Origin of the sequence: Pseudoalteromonas sp. S1727, from assembly GCF_005886375.1 — a bacterium.
GTDB classification, from domain to species: domain Bacteria; phylum Pseudomonadota; class Gammaproteobacteria; order Enterobacterales; family Alteromonadaceae; genus Pseudoalteromonas; species Pseudoalteromonas haloplanktis.
In genome coordinates this window covers 12,888-34,021 of the sequence record NZ_PNDT01000017.1, presented here as the reverse complement: position 1 = coordinate 34,021, position 21,134 = coordinate 12,888, and the positions used below count along the sequence as shown (strand labels likewise).

At 39.6% G+C, this 21,134-nt stretch carries 22 protein-coding genes; 18 read left to right on the top strand and 4 right to left on the bottom strand.

The genetic code is table 11. From position 1 onward, the window contains the following. Positions 1–33: 33 nt before the first annotated feature. From CWB85_RS05820 to CWB85_RS05775, 10 genes are all read left to right on the top strand, one after another. Entirely contained in the window at positions 34–1,119 is a 1,086-nt protein-coding gene (locus tag CWB85_RS05820; protein ID WP_138554366.1) for a GGDEF domain-containing protein, read from the top strand. Positions 1,120–1,132: 13 nt separating this feature from the next. Next, on the top strand, positions 1,133–1,750 hold the full coding sequence (locus CWB85_RS05815) for a DsbA family protein (RefSeq protein ID WP_138554365.1): 618 nt from the start codon (positions 1,133–1,135) through the stop codon (positions 1,748–1,750). A 276-nt stretch (positions 1,751–2,026) separates the two neighbouring features. Next, the gene (locus tag CWB85_RS05810; RefSeq protein WP_016706601.1) at positions 2,027–2,779 is read left to right on the top strand and encodes a DUF3450 domain-containing protein; all 753 of its coding nucleotides are present in this window, start codon (positions 2,027–2,029) and stop codon (positions 2,777–2,779) included. 13 nt (positions 2,780–2,792) lie between these two features. Continuing rightward, positions 2,793–4,160 carry a MotA/TolQ/ExbB proton channel family protein gene (locus tag CWB85_RS05805; protein ID WP_016706600.1) on the top strand — a complete coding sequence of 456 codons (1,368 nt, stop codon included), beginning with the start codon at positions 2,793–2,795 and terminating at the stop codon, positions 4,158–4,160. Positions 4,161–4,163: 3 nt separating this feature from the next. Further along, positions 4,164–4,691, top strand: coding sequence for a MotA/TolQ/ExbB proton channel family protein (locus tag CWB85_RS05800; RefSeq protein ID WP_016706599.1), 528 nt, complete (start codon positions 4,164–4,166; stop codon positions 4,689–4,691). Between the two features lie 47 nt (positions 4,692–4,738). After that, entirely contained in the window at positions 4,739–5,152 is a 414-nt protein-coding gene (locus CWB85_RS05795; protein WP_016706598.1) for an ExbD/TolR family protein, read from the top strand. Between the two features lie 12 nt (positions 5,153–5,164). Further along, a complete protein-coding gene (locus CWB85_RS05790; protein ID WP_029215970.1) occupies positions 5,165–5,770 on the top strand; it encodes an energy transducer TonB in 606 nt (201 codons plus the stop codon). 18 nt (positions 5,771–5,788) lie between these two features. Further along, a complete protein-coding gene (locus CWB85_RS05785; protein WP_016706596.1) occupies positions 5,789–7,096 on the top strand; it encodes a tetratricopeptide repeat protein in 1,308 nt (435 codons plus the stop codon). Positions 7,097–7,409: 313 nt separating this feature from the next. Then, positions 7,410–9,014 carry a beta-helix domain-containing protein gene (locus CWB85_RS05780; protein ID WP_138554364.1) on the top strand — a complete coding sequence of 535 codons (1,605 nt, stop codon included), beginning with the start codon at positions 7,410–7,412 and terminating at the stop codon, positions 9,012–9,014. 96 nt (positions 9,015–9,110) lie between these two features. After that, a complete protein-coding gene (locus CWB85_RS05775) occupies positions 9,111–11,813 on the top strand; it encodes a TonB-dependent receptor domain-containing protein (RefSeq protein WP_138554363.1) in 2,703 nt (900 codons plus the stop codon). A gap of 215 nt (positions 11,814–12,028) precedes the next feature. Here CWB85_RS05775 and CWB85_RS05770 read toward each other — a convergent pair whose 3' ends face one another. Then, the gene (locus CWB85_RS05770; protein ID WP_016706593.1) at positions 12,029–12,436 is read right to left on the bottom strand and encodes a hypothetical protein; all 408 of its coding nucleotides are present in this window, start codon (positions 12,434–12,436) and stop codon (positions 12,029–12,031) included. A 365-nt stretch (positions 12,437–12,801) separates the two neighbouring features. Between CWB85_RS05770 and asd the strand changes: the two genes are divergently transcribed. Continuing rightward, positions 12,802–13,941: an aspartate-semialdehyde dehydrogenase gene (gene asd / locus CWB85_RS05765; RefSeq protein WP_016706592.1), complete on the top strand. Its 1,140-nt coding sequence runs from the start codon at positions 12,802–12,804 to the stop codon at positions 13,939–13,941. A gap of 174 nt (positions 13,942–14,115) precedes the next feature. Further along, positions 14,116–16,200: a TonB-dependent siderophore receptor gene (locus CWB85_RS05760; RefSeq protein WP_138554362.1), complete on the top strand. Its 2,085-nt coding sequence runs from the start codon at positions 14,116–14,118 to the stop codon at positions 16,198–16,200. Positions 16,201–16,272: 72 nt separating this feature from the next. Here CWB85_RS05760 and CWB85_RS05755 read toward each other — a convergent pair whose 3' ends face one another. Beyond that, positions 16,273–17,076 (bottom strand): ion transporter, encoded by an 804-nt coding sequence (locus tag CWB85_RS05755; RefSeq protein ID WP_029215969.1) that lies wholly within the window; start codon positions 17,074–17,076, stop codon positions 16,273–16,275. Positions 17,077–17,178: 102 nt separating this feature from the next. On the opposite strand from CWB85_RS05755, the gene CWB85_RS05750 reads away from it, so the two are divergent. The 6 genes from CWB85_RS05750 to CWB85_RS05725 all read left to right on the top strand — a co-directional run bounded on the left by CWB85_RS05750 (position 17,179) and on the right by CWB85_RS05725 (position 19,477). Then, positions 17,179–17,400, top strand: a complete 222-nt coding sequence (locus CWB85_RS05750; RefSeq protein ID WP_016706589.1) for a hypothetical protein — start codon at positions 17,179–17,181, stop codon at positions 17,398–17,400. Continuing rightward, entirely contained in the window at positions 17,393–17,674 is a 282-nt protein-coding gene (locus tag CWB85_RS05745; RefSeq protein WP_138554361.1) for a hypothetical protein, read from the top strand. Before CWB85_RS05750 ends, CWB85_RS05745 begins: the two co-directional genes overlap by 8 nt. A gap of 8 nt (positions 17,675–17,682) precedes the next feature. Then, positions 17,683–18,135 (top strand): hypothetical protein, encoded by a 453-nt coding sequence (locus CWB85_RS05740; protein ID WP_138554360.1) that lies wholly within the window; start codon positions 17,683–17,685, stop codon positions 18,133–18,135. Positions 18,136–18,193: 58 nt separating this feature from the next. Beyond that, complete coding sequence (locus CWB85_RS05735; protein WP_016706586.1) at positions 18,194–18,388, top strand: YwbE family protein; 195 nt, start codon at positions 18,194–18,196, stop codon at positions 18,386–18,388. After that, positions 18,385–18,903, top strand: coding sequence for a DUF4240 domain-containing protein (locus tag CWB85_RS05730; protein ID WP_016706585.1), 519 nt, complete (start codon positions 18,385–18,387; stop codon positions 18,901–18,903). Before CWB85_RS05735 ends, CWB85_RS05730 begins: the two co-directional genes overlap by 4 nt. A 109-nt stretch (positions 18,904–19,012) precedes the next feature. Next, positions 19,013–19,477, top strand: coding sequence for a hypothetical protein (locus CWB85_RS05725; protein ID WP_138554359.1), 465 nt, complete (start codon positions 19,013–19,015; stop codon positions 19,475–19,477). Here CWB85_RS05725 and CWB85_RS05720 read toward each other — a convergent pair. Both CWB85_RS05720 and umuD read right to left on the bottom strand, forming a co-directional pair. Beyond that, positions 19,474–20,733: a Y-family DNA polymerase gene (locus tag CWB85_RS05720; protein ID WP_138554358.1), complete on the bottom strand. Its 1,260-nt coding sequence runs from the start codon at positions 20,731–20,733 to the stop codon at positions 19,474–19,476. The two genes, CWB85_RS05725 and CWB85_RS05720, sit on opposite strands and share 4 nt — an antisense overlap. Continuing rightward, entirely contained in the window at positions 20,721–21,134 is a 414-nt protein-coding gene (gene umuD / locus CWB85_RS05715) for a translesion error-prone DNA polymerase V autoproteolytic subunit (protein ID WP_138554357.1), read from the bottom strand. The genes CWB85_RS05720 and umuD overlap by 13 nt, the downstream gene beginning before the upstream one ends.

Below are 21,134 nucleotides of genomic sequence, written 5' to 3'. Positions count from 1 at the left end.
CGTTGTTATGATTTTTAAAAAATAAGATAAATAATGCCTAAGTCACAACCAAGCCAGCCCAGTTGGCTAAATTTAATTAATATTGAAAGTGTTTACAGCGCTGAAAAACAGCGTCGTGCATTTACATTTTTCACGATGATCTCAATAGCAGTGGTATTGATTTCAACATTACTTATTCTCAATTATACGGTTTATGCAACGTTATTAACGGTAATGCTCTTGATTTCCGATGTGACTTTGTTAGGTTGTGCTGTTTACTTTGTTTCGACTGGGCGGTTAACTTGTGTCGCAATATTGGTGCTCAGTATTATTTGTGTTTTATGTTTAGCCTTAGTGTATACCGGTGGTAAGCAAAATACCGCGCTTTATTGGTTGATGTTTTACCCTATTGTCGCTTTTTCAACATTAGGCTTAAGGGTTGGCTTTTTTGTCGTCTCAGTTTTATTAGCATTTACTTGCTTTTTTTTATTTGGTGCTGATATAGGTCAAGTAAGTTATGGTCATGCTGAAAAAGTGCGTTTTACAGCTTCATTCATTTTAGTGTTTTTATTTACCTTCATAGGTGAATACTTTCGTAATAAAAGCCACTTAGAAATTGCCCGGATGACGTTACTGCAAAAGCAAGATGCACATACAGATCAGTTAACTGGGCTTGCAAATCGTCGTTTTGTTAGTAGCCATTTTTTGCCACTTGCAAAATCACGACCTGAGCAGTATTTACCTTTTACAGTATTATTAATCGATCTTGATCATTTCAAAGAGATTAATGATAACTTTGGTCATGACTTTGGCGATCACGTACTCATTGAGTTTAGTAATATGCTTGAAGAGCAGTTACGTTCATCTGATATAAAAGTTCGCTACGGTGGCGAAGAGTTTATGGTAATACTGCCAAAAACTCAGCTGACTGTAGCACTGAGTGTTGCTGATAAGTTTAGGGAACACATTGCCGCACAAACGATAACGTTTACACAGCAGCAATTAACGCGGCTCACCTGTAGTATTGGAGCTGCCCAAGTTACAAAAATTGATGATTTTAATAAATCAGTTAAGCTGGCAGACGAGTATTTATATCAAGCCAAGCGTGAAGGTCGTAATAAAATAGTGTCAAGCAATTAGCAAGGGGATGATAATGAACAGTAGTACTCAGCTTATCTATGTATACGACCCAATGTGCAGTTGGTGTTGGGGGTTTAAAGAATGTTGGCAAAAAATTTACGCTGAGTTAGCCTCTGAGCTCGATATTGTTTATAAAGTCGGTGGACTTGCTGCTGATTCTGATCAGCCAATGCCTGAGAATATGCAACGCTTTTTACAACAAACTTGGCAACGAATTGCTGCTCAGACGGGGGCAAGGTTTAATTTTGACTTTTGGAAAAACTGTCAGCCTCGTCGCAGTACATACCCGGCATGTCGTGCTGTGATTGCTGCTCGCCAATTTGATAAAGAGCAAGCCATGTTACAGACAATTCAACAGGGTTATTATTTGCAAGCACAAAACCCGTCAGATCTATCCACACTTGTGAGCTTTGCACAGCAACTTAACCTCGACAGTGACGTTTTTTTAGCGCGAATGCAAAGTGCTGAACTTGAACAGCAATTACAACAAGAGTTAGCCTATGTTCAGCAATTACCAATACAAGGCTTTCCATCGTTAGTGCTGCGTCATCAGCAGCAGTATCATGCCATTGCCGTTAATTATACCGATGCGGATGATGTGATAAACCGCATACGAGCGGTACTTAATTGATAAATTTTATTGCAGCTTAGCTGGTGCTTGCTGATAGAGCGCATCTGTTGTTTACCTAGCTGCATTGTCTTATTACGCTATGAGCGTGTACTTCAGCGTGCGGTACCTTAAATAGCAATTCATTATTCGTTTGTTGGCATTTTTTGTAATTTATTGCCGTTGTCATAAAACAGACTTTTTACCGCAACACCTTTGTCATTTTTCATCTATAGAATCTCGTGCATTGATATAAAGCAACTAGCAAATCCGCTAATTTAACGAGTAAAGGTGTATGCGATGAAAGGCGTTAAACCATTGATATTAGCTAGTATTGTTGCCATGAGTGCAACAGTGCAAGCAAATGATCTAGATAAGGTTATCGATAAAAGCAGTGAAATTAATCAATCAGCTGCGCAATCACAAACAAAAATAGACAAGATTGCAGATTCAATGCAAGGGCGTTTACAACAGTTTAAAACTCTCAATAAAGAAATTGATGGTTTAACGGTTTATAACGCTCAACTAAGCAAACAGCTTAGTAATCAAATCAGTGAAATGGAAGCCATTAACCTATCAATGGATCAGGTTTCTATTATTGAACGTCAAATTACCCCATTAATGCTACGCATGGTCACAGGTCTTGAGCAATTTGTTGCACTTGATGTGCCTTTTCTAAAAGAAGAGCGTGCGAAGCGCATTGCTTCACTAAAAGACATGATGGATCGTGCAGATATCAACTCTAGTGAGAAATTTCGCCGCCTTTTAGAAGCGTACCAAGTGGAAGTTGATTATGGCCGCACAATTGAAGCGTATACAGCTTTACTAAGTGTTGAAGGTCAAGAGCGTGAAGTTGATTTTCTTCGTATTGGTCGTTTAGAGCTTATCTATTTAACGCGTGATGGTAAAAATGCAGGGAGCTGGGATCAAAATACCAAGTCATTTGTTGCGTTACCAGACTCAACAATTAGCCAGATCAGTAAAGGTTTACGCATTGCACGTAAGCAACTTGCCCCAGATATGTTAACACTACCAGTACACGCGGCTGAATAAGAGGTTTATGACGATGAAATTATTAACCAAAATGACAAAAATGGCCGCTTTAGTCACTGGCCTTGGTTTTGCCTCTACGTGTATGGCAGCAGAGCCAATTGACTTAGATGCGTTATTAAAAACACTTGAGCAAGGTAAATCTGCACAGTCAGCACAAAACCTGCAACGTGAACAAGCGTTTAAATCGCGTGAAAATGAACAAGTACAAATGCTTAAAGATACTCAGGCAAGACGTAACCAAATGCTTGCTGAGTCTGAGCGCCTTGAAACGCAATTTGAAGAGAATGAAGTAAAATTAGCCAATCTAACAGATACGCTTTCTAACCGTATGGGTTCATTAAAAGAATTGTTTGGTGTACTGCAACAAGTTGCAGGGGACTCAAGTAATAAATTTATGACCTCAGTTGTGTCAGCACAAATCCAAGACCGTAGTAAATTTATGGATGAACTAGCTGTTAAAATGGGTTCAACCTCAAACCTAGCGTCAATCGAAGATATCGAAAAAGTGTGGTATGAACTACAACGCGAAATGACAGAGCAGGGTAAAGTTACCCGTTTCAATACTGATGTAATCGTTGAAGGCGGCGCTAAAGCACAGCAAGAGGTTGTTCGTGTAGGTGCATTTAACCTTATTTCTAACGGTAAATACTTAGAGTATAACGCGGCAACAAATACAATTAGCCAATTAACTCGCCAGCCTGTTGCGCGTTTTACAGCTACGGCAGAAGATCTACAAAATACAGACTCTGGCGTTGTGCAATTTGCACTTGACCCTACAGGGGGCTCAATTCTTGGCTTATTAGTTCAAGCGCCTGATACTGAAGAACGAGTTCACCAAGGTGGCACGGTAGGTTATGTCATTTTGGGTGTTGGTCTTGTTGCTCTACTTATCGCTATTGAGCGTTTCTTATCGCTGATGTTAATTGGTGGCAAAGTTCGTCGCCAGCTTAAAGATAGTGTCGCACGTGATGACAATCCACTTGGTCGTGTAATGAAAGTCAAAGATCAATACCCAGATGTTGCATACGATACACTTGAGCTTAAATTAAGCGAAGCAATTCTACGTGAAATGCCAAAGATCACCCGTAATCTAACGCTTATTAAAATTATCTCAGTGGTTGCGCCGTTACTTGGTCTACTCGGTACCGTAACCGGTATGATCAATACCTTCCAAGCAATCACCCTGTTCGGTACTGGTGACCCTAAACTAATGGCGGGTGGTATTTCACAAGCACTCGTTACAACGGTACTTGGTCTTGTTGTGGCAATCCCCACTGTGTTTTTATACACCTTGCTTAACACGCGCGCTAAAAACATCTTGTTAATCATTCAAGAGCAAAGCGCAGGTATTATCGCTGAACGTAGCGAGAAAGGAGCATAAACCATGGTGCTATTGATTGATTCAATCAATGCTATCCGTGATTTTCTCGACACTGGTGGCCAAGTCCTCTTGGTCATCGGAGTGTTAATCTTCGCGATGTGGTTATTGATACTCGAGCGATTTATATTTTTCTTTCAAGGTTATAAGCACTACAAGCGTGATGTTAAAGCAAATTGGCACAATCGCCCTGAGCGTAATAGCTGGCATGCAGAGCAAATACGTCAAGCCATGATCTCACGCGCTGGTATTAAGCTTAATGCCAACTTAGCGTTAATCAATGTCATGGTTGCACTATGTCCGTTACTTGGCTTATTAGGCACAGTAACGGGAATGATAGAAGTATTTGATGTCATGGCCGTAACAGGTACGGGGAGTGCACGCTCAATGGCATCTGGTGTTTCTAAGGCGACTATCCCGACAATGGCGGGGATGGTTGGCGCACTGTCTGGTGTATTTGCTTCTACATTTTTACAACGCCGTGCTAAGCGTGAAGTAGAGCTACTTGAAGATAACATGGTTTTAGACCACTAATAAAATTTGTAAAGCAGTCAACGGGCTGCTTTACCAAGGAGTAAACGATGAGAGCCCCATTAGGTAATTTATTACAAGAAGACGAAGCAGAAGAAATTAACATGACGCCAATGCTAGATGTTGTTTTTATCATGCTTATCTTCTTTATTGTTACAGCATCATTTGTGAAAGAGGCCGGTATTGATGTGAATCGCCCAGAAGCAGCAACAGCCGTTAAAAAAGAACGTGCAAATATATTAGTTGCAATTTCTGATACGGGTGAGATTTGGATTAATAAACGTAAAGTCGATGAACGTGCGGTACAAGCAAACATTGAACGTTTAAAAGCAGAAAACCCACAAGGTAGCGTTGTGATCCAAGCGGATAAAAAAGCCACCACAGAAGTATTAATTAAAGTGATGGATGCATCACGTGCTGCAGGTGCGTTTGACGTTTCAATTGCTGCGCAAGAAGCATCATAAGGAACTGATATGTTGCGATATTTAGTTGCATTAGTCATTGCCGGTGTTGTTACCTTTATGCTTTTTTTAGGTATGCAAGCATTGATCACCGGCGGCGAAGGGGCAATGAGTGAGCCTGTCAAAGGTAACGTACTTGATTTTGTTCGTCTTAAAAAAGAAGAAACAGTTCAAAAGAAAGAGCGTAAACCGCAAAAGCCACCAACACCAAAAGAGCCGCCTCCGCCTATGGAATCACCGCAAATGCAAAACAGTGATCCAAATGCATCGGCGTCTAACTTTGATTTTGGTGCCAGTGTCGATGCCGATGTAAGTTTAGGTGGTGGGTTGGCACTTGATTCAAGTGATGGTGAGTACCTACCAATTGTGAAAGTAGCTCCTGTGTATCCGCGCAGAGCACTATCGCGTGGTATTGAAGGGTATGTGATTGTTGAATTTACAGTAACCAAGCAAGGTACTGTTCGTGATGCGAAAGTAGTGAAAGCTGAACCTGAATCCTTGTTTGACCAAGCTGCAATGGACGCGGCACTTAAGTTTAAATATAAACCACGTGTGATCGACGGTGAAGCTGTTGAGGTTGCAGGTGTACAGAATAAAATTTCTTTCCAAATTAACGGCTAGAAACAGAGGATTGCGATTATGAAATTATTAAAAACTGCATTAGCGTGTACTTTTGCTATTGGTACCAGTGTTGCGCTGCCAAGTTTAGTCTCATTGTTGCCAGGAGTTTCGCTTGCGAGCGTTTCTGCACAAGAGCAAAAAACCACAAAAGTGCCTGCACTGCGTGAAAAAGTATATAGCCAATTAGCACGTGCACAAAAGCTTGCTGACGATGGTGATGCAAAAGCTGGCCTTGAAGCGCTTGATAGTATTAATGAGCGTTCTTCAAGTATGAACTCATATGAAATTGCTATGATGCATAACTTTTACGGCTTCATTTACTATAACGAAAATGACTTGCCTAAGGCGATAGCCGCTTTTGAGAAAGTAATTGCTGAAGAGGGTATTCCTGAAAGTTTACGTGTGAGTACTACGTTTAGCTTAGCGCAACTTGCTATGGCTAATAGTGACTATAACAAAGTTATTGATTTTTTAGCTAAGTGGGATCAAATCAATACAAAAGAAAAAACCGACGCCTATTATGTGTTGAAATCACAAGCGTATTATCAGTTAAAAGAGTATCAAAAAGGTGTTGATAATATTAATCAGGCTATTGCGTTAAGTGATAGCCAAGGGAAAGAGCCAAAAGAAAACTGGTTAATTCTGCAACGAGCGATGTATTACTCACTTAATCAAACTGACAATGTTGTTGCTGTTCTTGAGCGTATGGTTAAGCTTTATAACAAGCCAGAATACTGGGTACAACTCGGCGGCATGTATGGCGAAACAGGTAAAGAAAAACAACAATTAGCAGTGCTTGAAGCCGCATATCAGCAAGGTTTTCTTACGTCAAAATCAGATTTACGTCAACTTTCCCAAGTGTACTTATATAACGGCTTAGCATATAAAGCGGCTGTTGTGATGAGTAAAGGGATTGACTCTGGTGTTGTTGAAAAGTCAGCTAAAAATTATGCGTTTATTGCAGAAGCCATGGTTCAGGCTAAAGAAGATGATAAATCAGTTAGTTACTTTGCAAAAGCGGCGGATCTTTCAACGCACGGTAAATATGAGCAGCGTTTAGCTGAGGTGTATGTAAATTTAGAGCAATACGAAGAAGCCGCAGATGCAGCGCGTAAAGCACTTGATAAAGGTTCTCTTGATTTTGAATCTAATGCTTATGTCGCATTAGGTATGGCGCAATATAGTATGCAAAATTTTGAGGCCTCTATATTAGCGTTTGAACAAGCTGAGAAACACAAAAAATCGCAGCGATTGGCTGAACAATGGATAAAATATGTTAAGCGTGAAAAGTTACACGCTGAAACTTTACGTACTGCATTGTTATAGTTCATCACTTATTATTGTAATTTTAACGGTCATCGTTTGATTACAAACCTATTTTATAATCGCAACACCAAAACCGCCTTCGGGCGGTTTTTTTCGTGTTTTTATTTCCTAACAAATTGTTTTTTAATCTAATTACATTGTCATTTTATGTTTATGAAAGTGTAACTGTATTGTCACACAGCTCCCGTAAAGTATCCCTCGTTGAAAAAGTTAAGTGACCTTAATACATGGTTTTTGTGTCTTAAAGTGACCTACAGAAAACTTAATGCGCTAATAAAATAACTAAATATTAATTACCCAAATGGAGTGAACAATGAAATTATCTGGCTTATTTAAAATCAGTCTTGTGGCTGCTGCTATGACGCTTGCAGGTTGTGGAGGAGATATTGAGATCACCCCAACTGTTAACGATAATAGTACGACTACAGATAACAGTGTGAATAATTCTAATAATACTAGTGGTGGTGGTAACACTGATGATTTTGAGTGTGCTAGTTACGAGTCAGATGCAGGTACTGTACAAGGTATTTTTGATGGTAAAGATTGTACGTACAATGATTCATTCGCAAGTAAATCTATTGAGATCACTAGTAATATAACTTTCAAAGAAATCCCAGATGGTGGTGTTCACTTATTCTCCGATGCCTTACTAATTGGCAACGATGGTGATACAACAAGCGGTTTTGTTGTGCCGGAAAATGGGCCTACTTTAACAGTAGAGCCTGGCGCAACACTTGCTTTTCAATCTGGTGAAGCAATAATTCGTATTGCCCGAGGTGCTAAAATTCAAGCAAACGGTACAGAAGCTAAACCAATTACATTCACGTCTGCAAATGCTTTTGACCGTTTTGATAGTGCAGGTAATGGCGCTCGTTATGCTGATTGGGGCGGTATCATAATCAACGGTAACGGCATTACTGATCAATGTACTGATGCAGAGCGAGCAGCAACTACATGTAATGTGCCATCTGAAGGTATTACAAGTTACTTTGGCGGTAATGATAATAGTGACTCAAGCGGTAGCATTAAGTGGGCTAAAATTTGGTATGCAGGTTCAGGCCCTAAAGTGGGTGGTGAAGGCGATGACCTTAACTCACTAACGCTTAATGCTGTGGGTTCCGGTTCAGCATTTGATTACTTGCATATCCACCAAGGTTTTGATGACGGTATCGAGTTTTTTGGTGGTGCAGCGACAATTAAACACATTGTTGTTACTGATACGCAAGATGATTCATTTGACTTCGATGCAGGTTGGCAAGGTAAAGGTCAATTCTTATTTGTTCAACACGGCACTGTAACACTTGCTGATGGCACAATTGCAAATATGGGTAATAATGGTTTTGAATCAGACGGTGTTAAAGGTGAATCTTCTGCTGAAGTGGCACCAAGTAATCCAACCCTAGCAAATATTACGGTTATTACTACTGACGCTAAGTCAGTACGTGATGATGACCCTTCACAAGCTTTTAAGTTTGACGATGAGTTTAATGCTAATATTTATAATGCTTTGTTAGTTAAGAAAAATGCAGTGGAATCGAGTTGTATCGAGCTTTCTTCTGATGGAGAGAAACAAGCCGATAAAATTATGTTTAATAATTCTGTTATGGCTTGTTCATCAAACTTCGCAGAAACAGATACATTTGCGGGTGGCCCATTAGCAGCTCAAACAAAAGCTTCTTGGTTTGAAAATGGCGGTAGTAGTGAAATTTTAACTGATGATGTTGTAGTATTCGCTGATAATGGCTTCGCTACTAATACAGCCTCTACAGATATAACAATCGCTGCTAATGATTTAACTATTCTTGATGATAGCTTTTTCGAAACTGTGGATTACATCGGTGCAGTATCTGATCAAGATACTAGCTCTAGCTGGTACAAGTGGGTTGAAACTGCTCTTGCAGCAGCTGCTCAAGACTAATACCTGCTCATTTAGAGTTATGAAATGTAGGCGCCTTCATGCTTAGTCACAAGCAATTGGCGCCTGTTTTTTATCAAATTGATTAGGATGTAAATCATGTCAAAACAATATAGGCTGAGTAAACTGTCACTCGCAATTGGCCTGGGATTGTTTATTCACACTAGTTATGTAAGCGCAGCTGACGAACAACTCGAAAATAACGAAATTGAAGAAGTTGTTGCTGTTGGTACACGCCTTCAAGGTAGCGCAGCTGCCGTAGTTGAAGAGCGTAAAAATCAAGCTTTTGTTGCAGATATACTAGGTGCTGAACAACTTTCAAGAACTGGTGATAGTGATGCTGCATCTGCACTTCGCCGGGTTACTGGTTTAACGCTCGTAGATGGTAAATTTATTTATGTGCGTGGTTTAGGTGAACGTTATTCAAGTGCTCGCTTAAATGGTGCATATGTTCCAAGTCCAGATTTAACTAGAAATGTACTGCCATTAGATATATTCCCAGCGAGTATTATTGAGAGTATGGCGGTACAAAAAGCCTACTCGCCAGATATGCCAGCAGCGTTTGGTGGTGGTAATATAGATATTCGCACTAAATCAATTCCATCAGAGTTTACTGCTGGCGTTGAACTTGGAGTTGGGTATAACACTTCTGCTAATGATGGTTATAAATATTCAGGATCAGACAGTGCAATTCCACAAGCATTAAAAGATGCAATTGTGCAATACCACGGTAACTTTAGTGTTAGTAATATTGTAAGCAGAGACCTTTTAGTTGATAGTGAACAAGGCACTCGCGCTGAGCAAGCTACGGCTATTAATAACCAATTACTTAAATCACTGCCGCGAAATTATGCATTAGAAGAAGATTCAATTGATCCCGAATATGGTGTTAAAGCGCATATAGGCGATAGTTACGAAGAGTCTTATTTTGGTGGCAAAATCGGTTTTTTACTCTCTGGTGCCTATGTAAATGAATGGGATTCTAGAACACAGTTCTCATCAGTTATTACACAAGATCAAGAGGATTTAGAAAACTGCTCAACTACGTTGAAAACATCGGAAGATGTTGCCGGATCTTGTTACAATACATTAAAAGACTCTACAGTTACGACTGAAAACGAGCGCTATAACTTAACTGGAAGTGTTGGTTATTCTTATAAAACTCATAGTATTTCAGCGCAGCATTTATACATTGTAGATAATGAGGATGAAACTGAAGTTTCAATTTCTCAAAGCCCTGCGGGCAGTTCTACATTTAGTATTGCAGGTAATGGCATTGCAAACCGTAACCATGAGTTTAACCTAGAGCAAAGAGAGTTAAATATTAGCCAATTTTTAGGCCAACATACTTTCCTTGATTACTGGGGGGTTGGTTTTGATTGGCAATATACACGCTCTGAAGCGACTACAGATATTCCAACAAATGCTAACTATAAATTTAGAGACCAATACGATAGTGAAGGTAATTACGCTGGGTCAACAATCACAGGTGATGACAACCGTGTGATCATGTCTTATACAGACATGGAGGAGCATGTTACTTCATACGGTGGTAATTTTAACCTGCCACTTACTTTTGATTCTATGGAGGTAGAATTCAAAGTTGGTTATGATTTTTCAGATAGAGCACGTGTGTATAATACATCAAGCTTTACAGTTAATAACAGCTCAGGCTCACCAATCACAATAAACGATGGTACAAATGATCCTCTTGCTAATAGCGGTTATCTTTCAGATGAGTTTATCGATAATAATGGTGTCTTAGTCGACTTTAATGAGCCAACAGCTCCTGATGCTGATGATTATATCGCTGCGCAAAAAATAGATGCAGGATACGGTTCTTTTGATGTTATCTATGATCAATGGCTACGTGTTAGCGGTGGTATTCGTTATGAGCAGTTTAGTCAATCATCTGTGGGTACTTCGAGTTTAATCTTTGATGGTGAAGACCTACAAAATATTTGGTCTCCTGAAAAGATTGAGGCAGGGACTATCTTAGAAGATGATTGGTATCCAGCTCTGTCGTTAACCTACCTAGGCGGTGAAGATTATCAAATTCGTGCTGGCTATGGTGAAACTGTTGTTCGACCTGACTTTCGTGAAGTTGTACCGGTTACATACTTTGATCCGCTCACTGATATTCGTACATTTGGACGTGTTGGCCTCAAAAGCAGCCCGATTAAAAACTACGATTTACGTTATGAATACTATGGCCAAGCTGGTAACTCATTCAGCGTAGCTGCATTCTATAAAGATATTCAAGCGCCAATTGAAACAGTATTAAGAGTCGGCGACGATGATTACTCTGCTAGTTTTGTTAATGGCGATACAGCAGAAGTTTACGGTGTTGAAGCAGAGTGGTTACAAGACCTTACAATGCTAACTGAAGGTCTTTTCACCAGTGGTAATATTACATTGAGTGACTCCGAAGCGACTATCGACCCTGCATTAGCTGGTAATTTAACTAATCCTAAAAAGCGTATGACAGGTCATTCAAAATATGTCGTTAATATGCAATTAAACTATGATTCACCCGATGGTATTCATAGTGCATCATTAGTCTATAACGTTTTTGGTGAACGTATTCTTGCTGCGGGTGTTGCGGGTCGTGATGATGCGTATGAGCAACCATTTAACTCATTGGATTTAGTTTATACTTGGTATCCAAATTTTAACTCTAAAGTTAAATTCAAAGTACAAAACTTACTTAATGAAGATAAAGAGGTTACTCAGTCAGATATCATTGTTCGTTCACGTGATGAAGGCACTGAACTAAGTATCAGTTACTCTTACGAGTTCTAAAACATAGCCTAGGAAGGCGAATATAAAACCCTACAATTATTGCCCTACCTTGTGTAGGGCTTTTTTATTGTCGTGGCTTATTGTGCATACATACTTTTATATGGCGTTATTATTAGGATTAAGATTTTAAACAGATAGGTCAGGGATTTTAAACTGCAGATACAGTGAGGCTTTATAAGAACCCAGAAATATAATTCTGGGTTCTTTTGTGGACTCTAGTTACCGCATTTTATGCTTGCATACAAAGGATAGCACTGGTTTTTACTCCCAGTACTTTTTGAAGCCCATGCGCTATCGTACCAATCGTATTCTGCATAGGAAGACTCATCTTCACCACATTTTACAGCACTGCCAGTTACTTCTTCTTTATAGCCTTGCTCTTTGCAAAATTGGTTGCCAGATAATGAACCGACAAAAAAGTTTCTATAACTATTATTTACTCGTACGGTAGGGTTGATATATGTCGCTGTAGATAAGCTGGTTGTGGAACCTGTTACTTGCTCAACACTGGTTGTTGAGCTGGCAAAAGATGTATTCGATTCTACATTGATTTCGTTAGCCTGTGCTGATACACCTAAAGATAACAAGACTACAATTAGGCTAGATAAGTATGATGTTTTCATTTGTTTGATTCCTTTTAAAAAATAAAATAATACACAATACATCTAACTTCAAAGTGCAAGTTCATTGTAAATCTTATTTATTGCATTTCTATTAACCTATTTAGGAATGAAAATACAGTATGTACACATTAATAAGCTGGGTACTGTAGTTAGTTTCGACGTTAGCTTTGTGCCTTGAAGATTATCTGCTTTAGTTAAGAAGCAAAACAATGTTGTTATCAACAATTGATGATAGATTGAATATGAAAAAATTTTATGTTCTATGAGTAACACTGGTGTTGCCTCGATCACAGTGCTAGATTAACTGTTCTAAAAATTAAATCTCACGCAATGAATTTTAATTTTTAATGAATTAGGTATTTCTTATGACTCAAACAGTGGAACAAACAATGAAAAAAGTAGGATTGGTCGGATGGCGGGGCATGGTTGGCTCTGTATTATTAGAGCGTATGCAACAAGAAAATGATTTTGCTCATATCGACACCACTTTTTTTACTACCTCGCAAACCGGTCAACTTGGCCCTGATTTAGCGGGTCCTGCTAAACCATTACTCGATGCAATGGATTTTGATTCACTCGCGCAAATGGACATTATTATTACCTGTCAAGGTGGTGATTATACCAAAGCCGTTTACCCGCAGTTACGTGAAGCCGGTTGGGATGGTTACTGGATTGATGCAGCGTCTGCTCTTCGTATGAGCGACGACAGTATTATTGTACTCGACCCTGTCAATAAAGATGTGATTGAACAAGGCCTTGAGCAAGGTGTTAAAACCTATGTGGGTGGTAACTGCACGGTTTCACTGATGTTATTAGCGCTGGGTGGTTTATTTGAGCAAGACTTGATTGAATGGGTAAGCCCTATGACCTATCAAGCAGCCTCAGGTGCAGGTGCGCGCAACATGAAAGAGCTAATCGCGCAAATGGGTTCTATTCACGCAAGTGTTGCTGATAAACTTGCCGACCCACAAGCGGCTATCTTAGAAATTGATAAACTAGTCACGCAGCAAATTGCATCAAGTGATTTGCCGCAAGATCAATTTGGCGTGCCTTTGGCTGGTAGTTTAATTCCTTGGATTGATGTGCCAATGCCATCAGGCCAATCAAAAGAAGAATGGAAAGCGCAAGTTGAAGCGAATAAGATTTTAGGCTCATCTAAGCAACCTGTTCCTGTAGATGGTTTATGCGTACGTATTGGTGCAATGCGTTGTCACTCACAAGCAATGACCATTAAATTACGTGAAGATATTAGCGTTGAGAAAATCGAGCAAATTTTAGCATCACATAATGAGTGGGTTAAAGTTATTCCTAATGAGCGAGATATTACAGCCACTGATTTAACACCTGTGAAAGTAACTGGCACGCTTAGTATCCCTGTAGGACGTATTCGTAAATTAGCGATGGGTCCTAAATATATCAGTGCATTTACCGTTGGTGACCAATTATTATGGGGGGCTGCAGAGCCTTTACGTCGTATGCTACGAATTATTGTTGATAACAATTAATTCGTTTTCGCTTTGTTTTTAAAAAGAGGACTATGTCCTCTTTTTTTATTGCTAATATAAATATTCTTCTGTTTTTGTGAATAATCTGTACAGCGTTGTTTTTTGTTCAGTATAATGACTTAAATGTATTTGATAATAATTTAGATTATTGTATAAGCTTAAACAGAGGTGCACATGCGCGTGAGTTACCCCATCAGATTAAATCTATTAACGAAAGCAATTCTGACGGTTATCGCTGTTCCTTTCGGGGGATTTGTTAGTTTTCAATCTCAAGCAGCAGATGATATTGAATCAATTGAAGTTTTCGCTCAGGCATTGAAAATAGATACCCCTGCCCAAGAAACGCCTAAAGCGGTCTCTATCTTAACAAAAGAAGAGCTCGCTATTCGAGCTCCACAAAAATTAGATGAAGCTCTGCGCTATACCTCAGGTGTAACAGTGCAGCCATATGGCGCTGACAATGATACCGATTGGTTTAAAGTACGTGGCTTTGACGCTGCAACTTATCTAGATGGCAATCGTTTATTCCGTGATGGTTATTATACTTGGTTGCTTGAGCCATTTGGCTTGCAGCAAGTTGAAGTTGTTAAAGGCCCTTCAGCGATTTTATTTGGTGAAGCGCCTCCTGGTGGGGTGGTCAATGCGGTTTTAAAAAAACCAAGTTATGCGCCGCCTGGAGAAATACGCTTGGAAGTGGGTAATAACAACCTTAAATCAATTGGCTTAGATGTGTCAGGTCAAGCGAATGAAAGTAACTCAATGCGTTATCGTATGGTTGGTTTATTGAAAAGTAATGACGGTGAACTAAATGGATCACAAAATGATCGTATTTATTTTGCGCCTAGCTTAGAAATTGATATTTCAAATAAAACAATAATGACATTAATGGCAACTTACCTAAAAGACGATGGTACGCCTACTAATCCATTTTTTCCTGCAGCGGGTTCGGTTATTGATACGCCTTATGGTCAAATAGATCCTGCCACTAATTTAGGCGAGCCGGACTATGATAAATATAAGCGTAGTCAAATGTCTGTTGGTTACTCCCTCGAACATACCTTGAATGATACATGGGTGTTATCGCAAAAATTTAATTATGGTCATAACGATTTATTTTTACGTAGCGCTTATGCATTTCCAAATTCAGATCCGCAAGCGACACAATTATATCGCGGCATTGTATTTCGTGATGGTAATAATCAAAGTGTAACCCTTGATAATAAAGCTGTTGCTAATTGGAATAGCGAACGCCTTGAACATACGCTACTTGCAGGTATCGATTTACAATATCATGAAACCAATGGTGACGAGCAAGATAACTATAGCTTTGGGACCATTGATCCGTGGCAGCCTGAGTATGGTAATTATACAGCCTTAGATTCTGCTAATAATATTGACCGCGAAATAAGCAAATCTCAAGTAAGTGCGTATTCGCAATATCAAGTTAAATTTGATTCACAGTGGATTGCCCTTGTTGGTGCACGTTACGATGAAGTTGAAACAGATAATCAAAGTAATAAACTTGCTCAGCAGCAATCACAAAAAGATGATCAGTTATCACTTAATGCTGGGGTGATGTATTTAGCTGAGAGTGGTTTATCTCCGTATGCCAGTTATGCGCAGTCATTTGAGGTGTTAAGTACGATAGATCCAGCAACGGGAGAGTTATATAAACCGTTGGAAGGTGAACAAGTTGAGCTTGGCGTTAAATACCAACCAAGCTTCATTGATGGTTACATTAACGCATCATGGTTTGATATTACTCAAGAAAATGCTTTGGTAACAAACCCAGCGACGTTTGTTGCCACGCAAACAGGTGAAGTGAGTTCGCAAGGGATTGAGCTGGAAACGGTCACTCAGGCATCGCAAAGTGTTAAATTAACAGCAAGCTACACTTATACTGATGCCACAACCGATGACACCGCTGGGCAAGGTACTAAACAAGCTGGACTTATTCCTAAAAATGCCGCTTCAGTGTGGGTTGATTACGATGCATCGTTTGCGGGTATTAATGGCCTGAATATTGGCTCGGGTCTTCGTTATATGGGGGAGTCAAAAGATAGCCCCGCCAGCAGCGACTTAACAGTTAAAAGTGCCACCCTATGGGATGCGGTTGTAAGCTATAGTATCGCTGAACAATGGCAGCTACAGCTGAACGTGAATAATATTTTAGATAAAGAGTATGTATCAGCATGCGATTACTATTGTTATTACGGACAGTCTCGCTCTGTTGTGTTAAGTGCAAATTATCGCTTCTAGTTAGTGCCAGTACATCAAGCAATTCAATAATTGATAGTGAAAAGGCTGATAGAACCTATCAGCCTTTTTTATTTATTTTTTCTCAAGCAATGCTTTTAATTCATCGAGTTGAGCTTTTAATTGATTAATTTGTCCTTGTGTTGCTGGTAAAGAGTCGACATCTGCTTGTTCTTCTCGGGCGTTACGGTGCTCTTCAGACATAACTTCTAAAATTGCCCCGACCATCATATTTAAAAATACAAACGCCGTTAAAAATATAAAGGTTAAGTAGAAAATCCAGCTTAACTTATAAACCGCCATGGTTTCGTACATGACATCGGTCCAATCTTCGAATGTGGCAATCCTAAATAGTGTTAACATTGAGATTGACACGTCACCCCATAACACGGGGTTTATGTCTGCGAATAACATACTGCCCATTGCGGCATATATGTAGAAAATAACAAACATCAATAATGCGATATACCCCATTTGTGGAATGGCTTTGAGTAATGAGTTAACCAGTAAACGCAGTTCTGGGATCATAGAGACCAGCCGCAAGACGCGGAAGATTCTTAACAATCGGGCAATAAAGATAGTTGATCCCGCTGCAGGGTATAAGCTCCCAACGACGATAATAAAATCAAAAATATTCCAGCCTTTGGAAAAGAAGTCCTTGATCCCTTTGCTTGCAACATAGCGGATCACAAGCTCGATTAAGAAGAATATGGTGATCCCAACGTCCATCCAGTGCAGCGCAAATTCAACACTCGGGTGCAATGAGTAAGTGTGTGCACCAACAGTCAATGCAGATACAACAATAACGGCGATAACAAATGATTGAAATATTTTACTTTTATCGATACGCTGGAACAGCTCTTGTAACTGCGACAACATCATAATACGGCCTTAACGGTAGTTAATTTGAAACGTTTGCAATATACAGCAAAACCACGTTTGATGAATTAGTTTTGCGGTATAAAATGTAAGGAATTTTTAATGGTTTTCAATACACTGAAGTTACTTTTTAGTGCTTCAATTGTTTTTATCTTATCGGCGTGCTCATCAGATAGCCGTTATCACGAAATTCAATCTGCGCGTTTAGGTGAATGTAGTTACATGGCCGATAAAGAATACCATGAATGCATTAAGCGCCAAGAAGATAGCTACGACGAATATAAAAAAAATAGAGCCACAGAACAAACAACTAAAAATGACTAAAACAGAAAAACGACTCGACAGTATGCTGCGTAAAGCGTTGACATGTGCTTGTGAAAATATAAAAGACAGTCATAGCGATTTTAGCCACTTAACTCATATAGTTAATTTAAAAAAGCCAACAAATACATTGCAAGTAACCTGCTACTTTGTTGATGACTTAGCATTGTCACACGCTGCGAGTGAGCTGTACTTACCGGCTATTGAAAGTGAGATAAACAAACAACTCACCGTTATAGATATAAAGCCACAGACAATCAATTTTTTAGCAATGTAAGGGAGTTTATGTTTGCGAATTTGACGAATAAACAAAAGCGCCGCAGTTTGTTAACCCTTGCTGTGATATTTTTTATTTTAGGTATTTATCAAAGTACAGCATCAACTAATGGTATGCCGATGCTTGTTTTTAGTAATGGGTTTATTATCGCAATTGCTTTTTGGGCATTCTCACGACGCTACAGTGAAAAATTTATAAAACAACATGCTTTGGTTAATGCAATAACACGAGTGAACAATCAATTAGTGATAAAACAGGCGCCAATAAAAAAAATAGCTGAGGTTGATATTACCAGAGTAAGCCAAATCACAATCAGTGATAATTACCTCAGTTGTATCCTTGATGGTAATGGGCAAGGTTTTGATTTTCAATTAATTGGTAAAGCGGGTGAGATCAATACACAGGTAAATTCAATTTTAACAGTGAACGAACAACAAACGATTACTATCACTGTAGTTTAATTTGGTGTAGGCCTCACATACCGCTATAATCGAGCCAAATAGTAAAAGAGATATATTTATGGCTGTTCCTACTCGTTCTCAAATTTCCCCTGGCATTGAAGTCAATATTGTTTTAAAACAAGATCAACGCAGTGGTACCCTTACTAATGGTATTGTTTCACGGTTACTGACTAAATCACCCTCTCACCCTCATGGTATTAAGGTGCAATTAGAAGATGGTCAAGTGGGCCGTGTAAAAGAGATTATCTCATGAGCGTGCTTTCATCGAGCGAGTTTTGGCAATTAGTGACTGTTGAAGACAAAACCGCTGAGCCAGAGTCGGTAAGTGAGCGCTTGAAAAGCCTGTTAAGTGATCTAACTGATGATCAACTAATTGAATTTGATAAACAGTTTAGTATCTGTATGCGCCAAAGCTATACGTGGGAATTATTTGGTGCAGCCTTTGTAATGGCGGGTTGTAACGATGACTATGGTTTTTCTGAATTTCGCTGTTGGTTGATTTCTCGTGGTGAGGCCGCCTTTAACGCTGCGCTGGAAAATCCAGATTCACTCGCTGAGTGTACGCCAGTTTATCACCTAAATGAGCAGCCTTATCCGTATTTAGATGAATATGATCTAATAGCCGGGTTGCTTTATGAAGCGCGTAATGACGATGAGTTACCGTTTGTACCATCAGGTCTTGAGCAACCAAAAGGTAAACGTTTTAAAGATAAAGCTAAGTTTTTAAAACTTGCCTACCCGCAGTTGTTTGCTAAGTATTGGCAATAATACGTCGGTTTATTCAATAACTTAGATAAGCATTTAGCTGATTGATGTTATTTTAATTATTGTAGTTATGCTATGCTGATGGTACACATCACGAATAATTAGGTTTTTAATGCGTTATAGTGAAGTCTTACTGTATACCATCTGCTTATCTATGAGCGCCTTAGGCTGCGCTAAAACTGAGTTGCCCAGTAATAAAAGTCAGTTTATATCTTTGTTGAATAGCAAAGTGGGTAATTATCAAGTCGTGGCTGGTACTGCGGATAATTGCACTTCTGGATCGCTTACCTGGCTTGATAAAAATAACCCTGATCAGGGCTTTAAACTTGGCAATAGTATCATGTTTAATGCTCTGCATAATGGAACACAAACTAACAAAGTAGCAAATTTCTGTTTAGTCACCACAAAATATAAATACACTACGCAAAGCATCACTATGTCTTTACGCCATACTCGTTGTGAAAACGACAGCGATAATCTTAATACTAGCCAGACCTTACGATTTATTGCCGATAGCCGCTTACATTATAGTGTGGAAAATAGTGATAACGTTTGTCAGTTTGAGTTACAACGCTAGCAACACGCTATTTTCGGTAAGTGGTGCCAGCGCGTTGTATAGTGGGGCGATAAAAAAGTGCGTTTCATGTGCCATTGGTTAGTTTGTTGCTGACTGGCAAGGGTTAATGTATCTGCGCCATAACGTTTATTGACAGCATCTAAACAGGACATAAGTTTAATATTATCTGTTTTTTGATTAAATAAATCGTGTTGCTGAAACTGCGCCGCACTTACCTCTAATGCCCCAACTCCACATTTATAATACCGTACACCCACTTGATACAGTTGTTCGAAAATAGCGGTTACTGCATTAGCAAAGATAGTGCTGTCGGCACTGGGGGTCGGTAGTTCATAAATAAGAGATTTTTTTGCGTAATGTTGCTCATGAGGGGAGCTGGCAATAAACAGCAATAATCGCTTAGTGACACAGTGCTGGGCGCGTAGTTTACGTGCAACAATCATGGCATGATTCACTAGCGCTGTTTTTAAAGCAATAGGGCAAGTTAACCTATTAGCAAAGCTGCGAGTTGAAAACACCTCGCGCTTATTGTGCTGTACATCATGCCAATTTAAAGTAGGGCGACCGTTTAGCTCATCCACAGTGCGGGCAAGTACCACACTAAATAATCGTTTTATGTGTGATGGGGATTGCTGGGCTAAATCGAGCGCGCTGTTAATATTCAGTAGTTTTAATTTCTTAGTCAAGCGTCTGCCAACCCCCCAAACATCACCTACATCCATGGCTGCTAATATTGTCGTGCGCGATTGTTCGTTATCAATCACGGCAACGCCATTAAAACCACTGAGTTTTTTTGCGGCATGATTAGCTGCTTTTGCCAAGGTTGGCGTAGGACCGAAGCCAACCCCCACAGGTAGTTTAGTTTCGCGCCACACAGTACGGCGAATTAACTGGCCGTACTGGTGCCAGTCATTAATGAGTGGCGTAAAGCCGTTAAAGTGCAAAAATGATTCATCAATTGAATACACATACTGATTATCGCAAAAGCGACTGATGATATTCATCATCTTATCGCTCAAGTCGGCATACAACTCATAGTTAGATGAGCAAATAACCACATTATGTTTGGCTAATAAATGTTTAACCTTAAAATAAGGCTGAAACTTAGGAATATTTAGCCGTCGTGCAATCGGGCACACAGCACAGATACAGCCGTCGTTGTTAGTAAGTACCACAACCGGTTTAGTACGCAAAGCAGGGTTAAACACTTTCTCGGCGCTGGCATAAAATGCCACTGCATCCACTAAGGCATACATTGATGTAACTCAGGATTTGTACGGTGTAATCGGATAGAAAGGGTAACAACGCCTTCTAGTTGAAACTCATCTTCTTGGGTTAATTGCACTGGGCCATACAATGATGATGCTGATAATAAGCGCGCATTGGTTTTATCAAGTAACTTGCAGACAAATAAGCCGTTTAGATTGGCTACGATGACATCATTATTTTTGGCATCAATAGCGCGATCAACCAGCAGTAAATCACCGTCAAAAATACCCACTCCTTGCATTGATTCCCCTGAGGCAACGCCAATAAAGGTTGCATCAGGGTGCTTAATTAATAATTGATCAAGGGATAACCCCAGCTCTTTGTATTGTGCTGCGGGGGATTCAAAGCCACAAATACCCGCTTCGATGTAAATTGGAATAACAAGCAT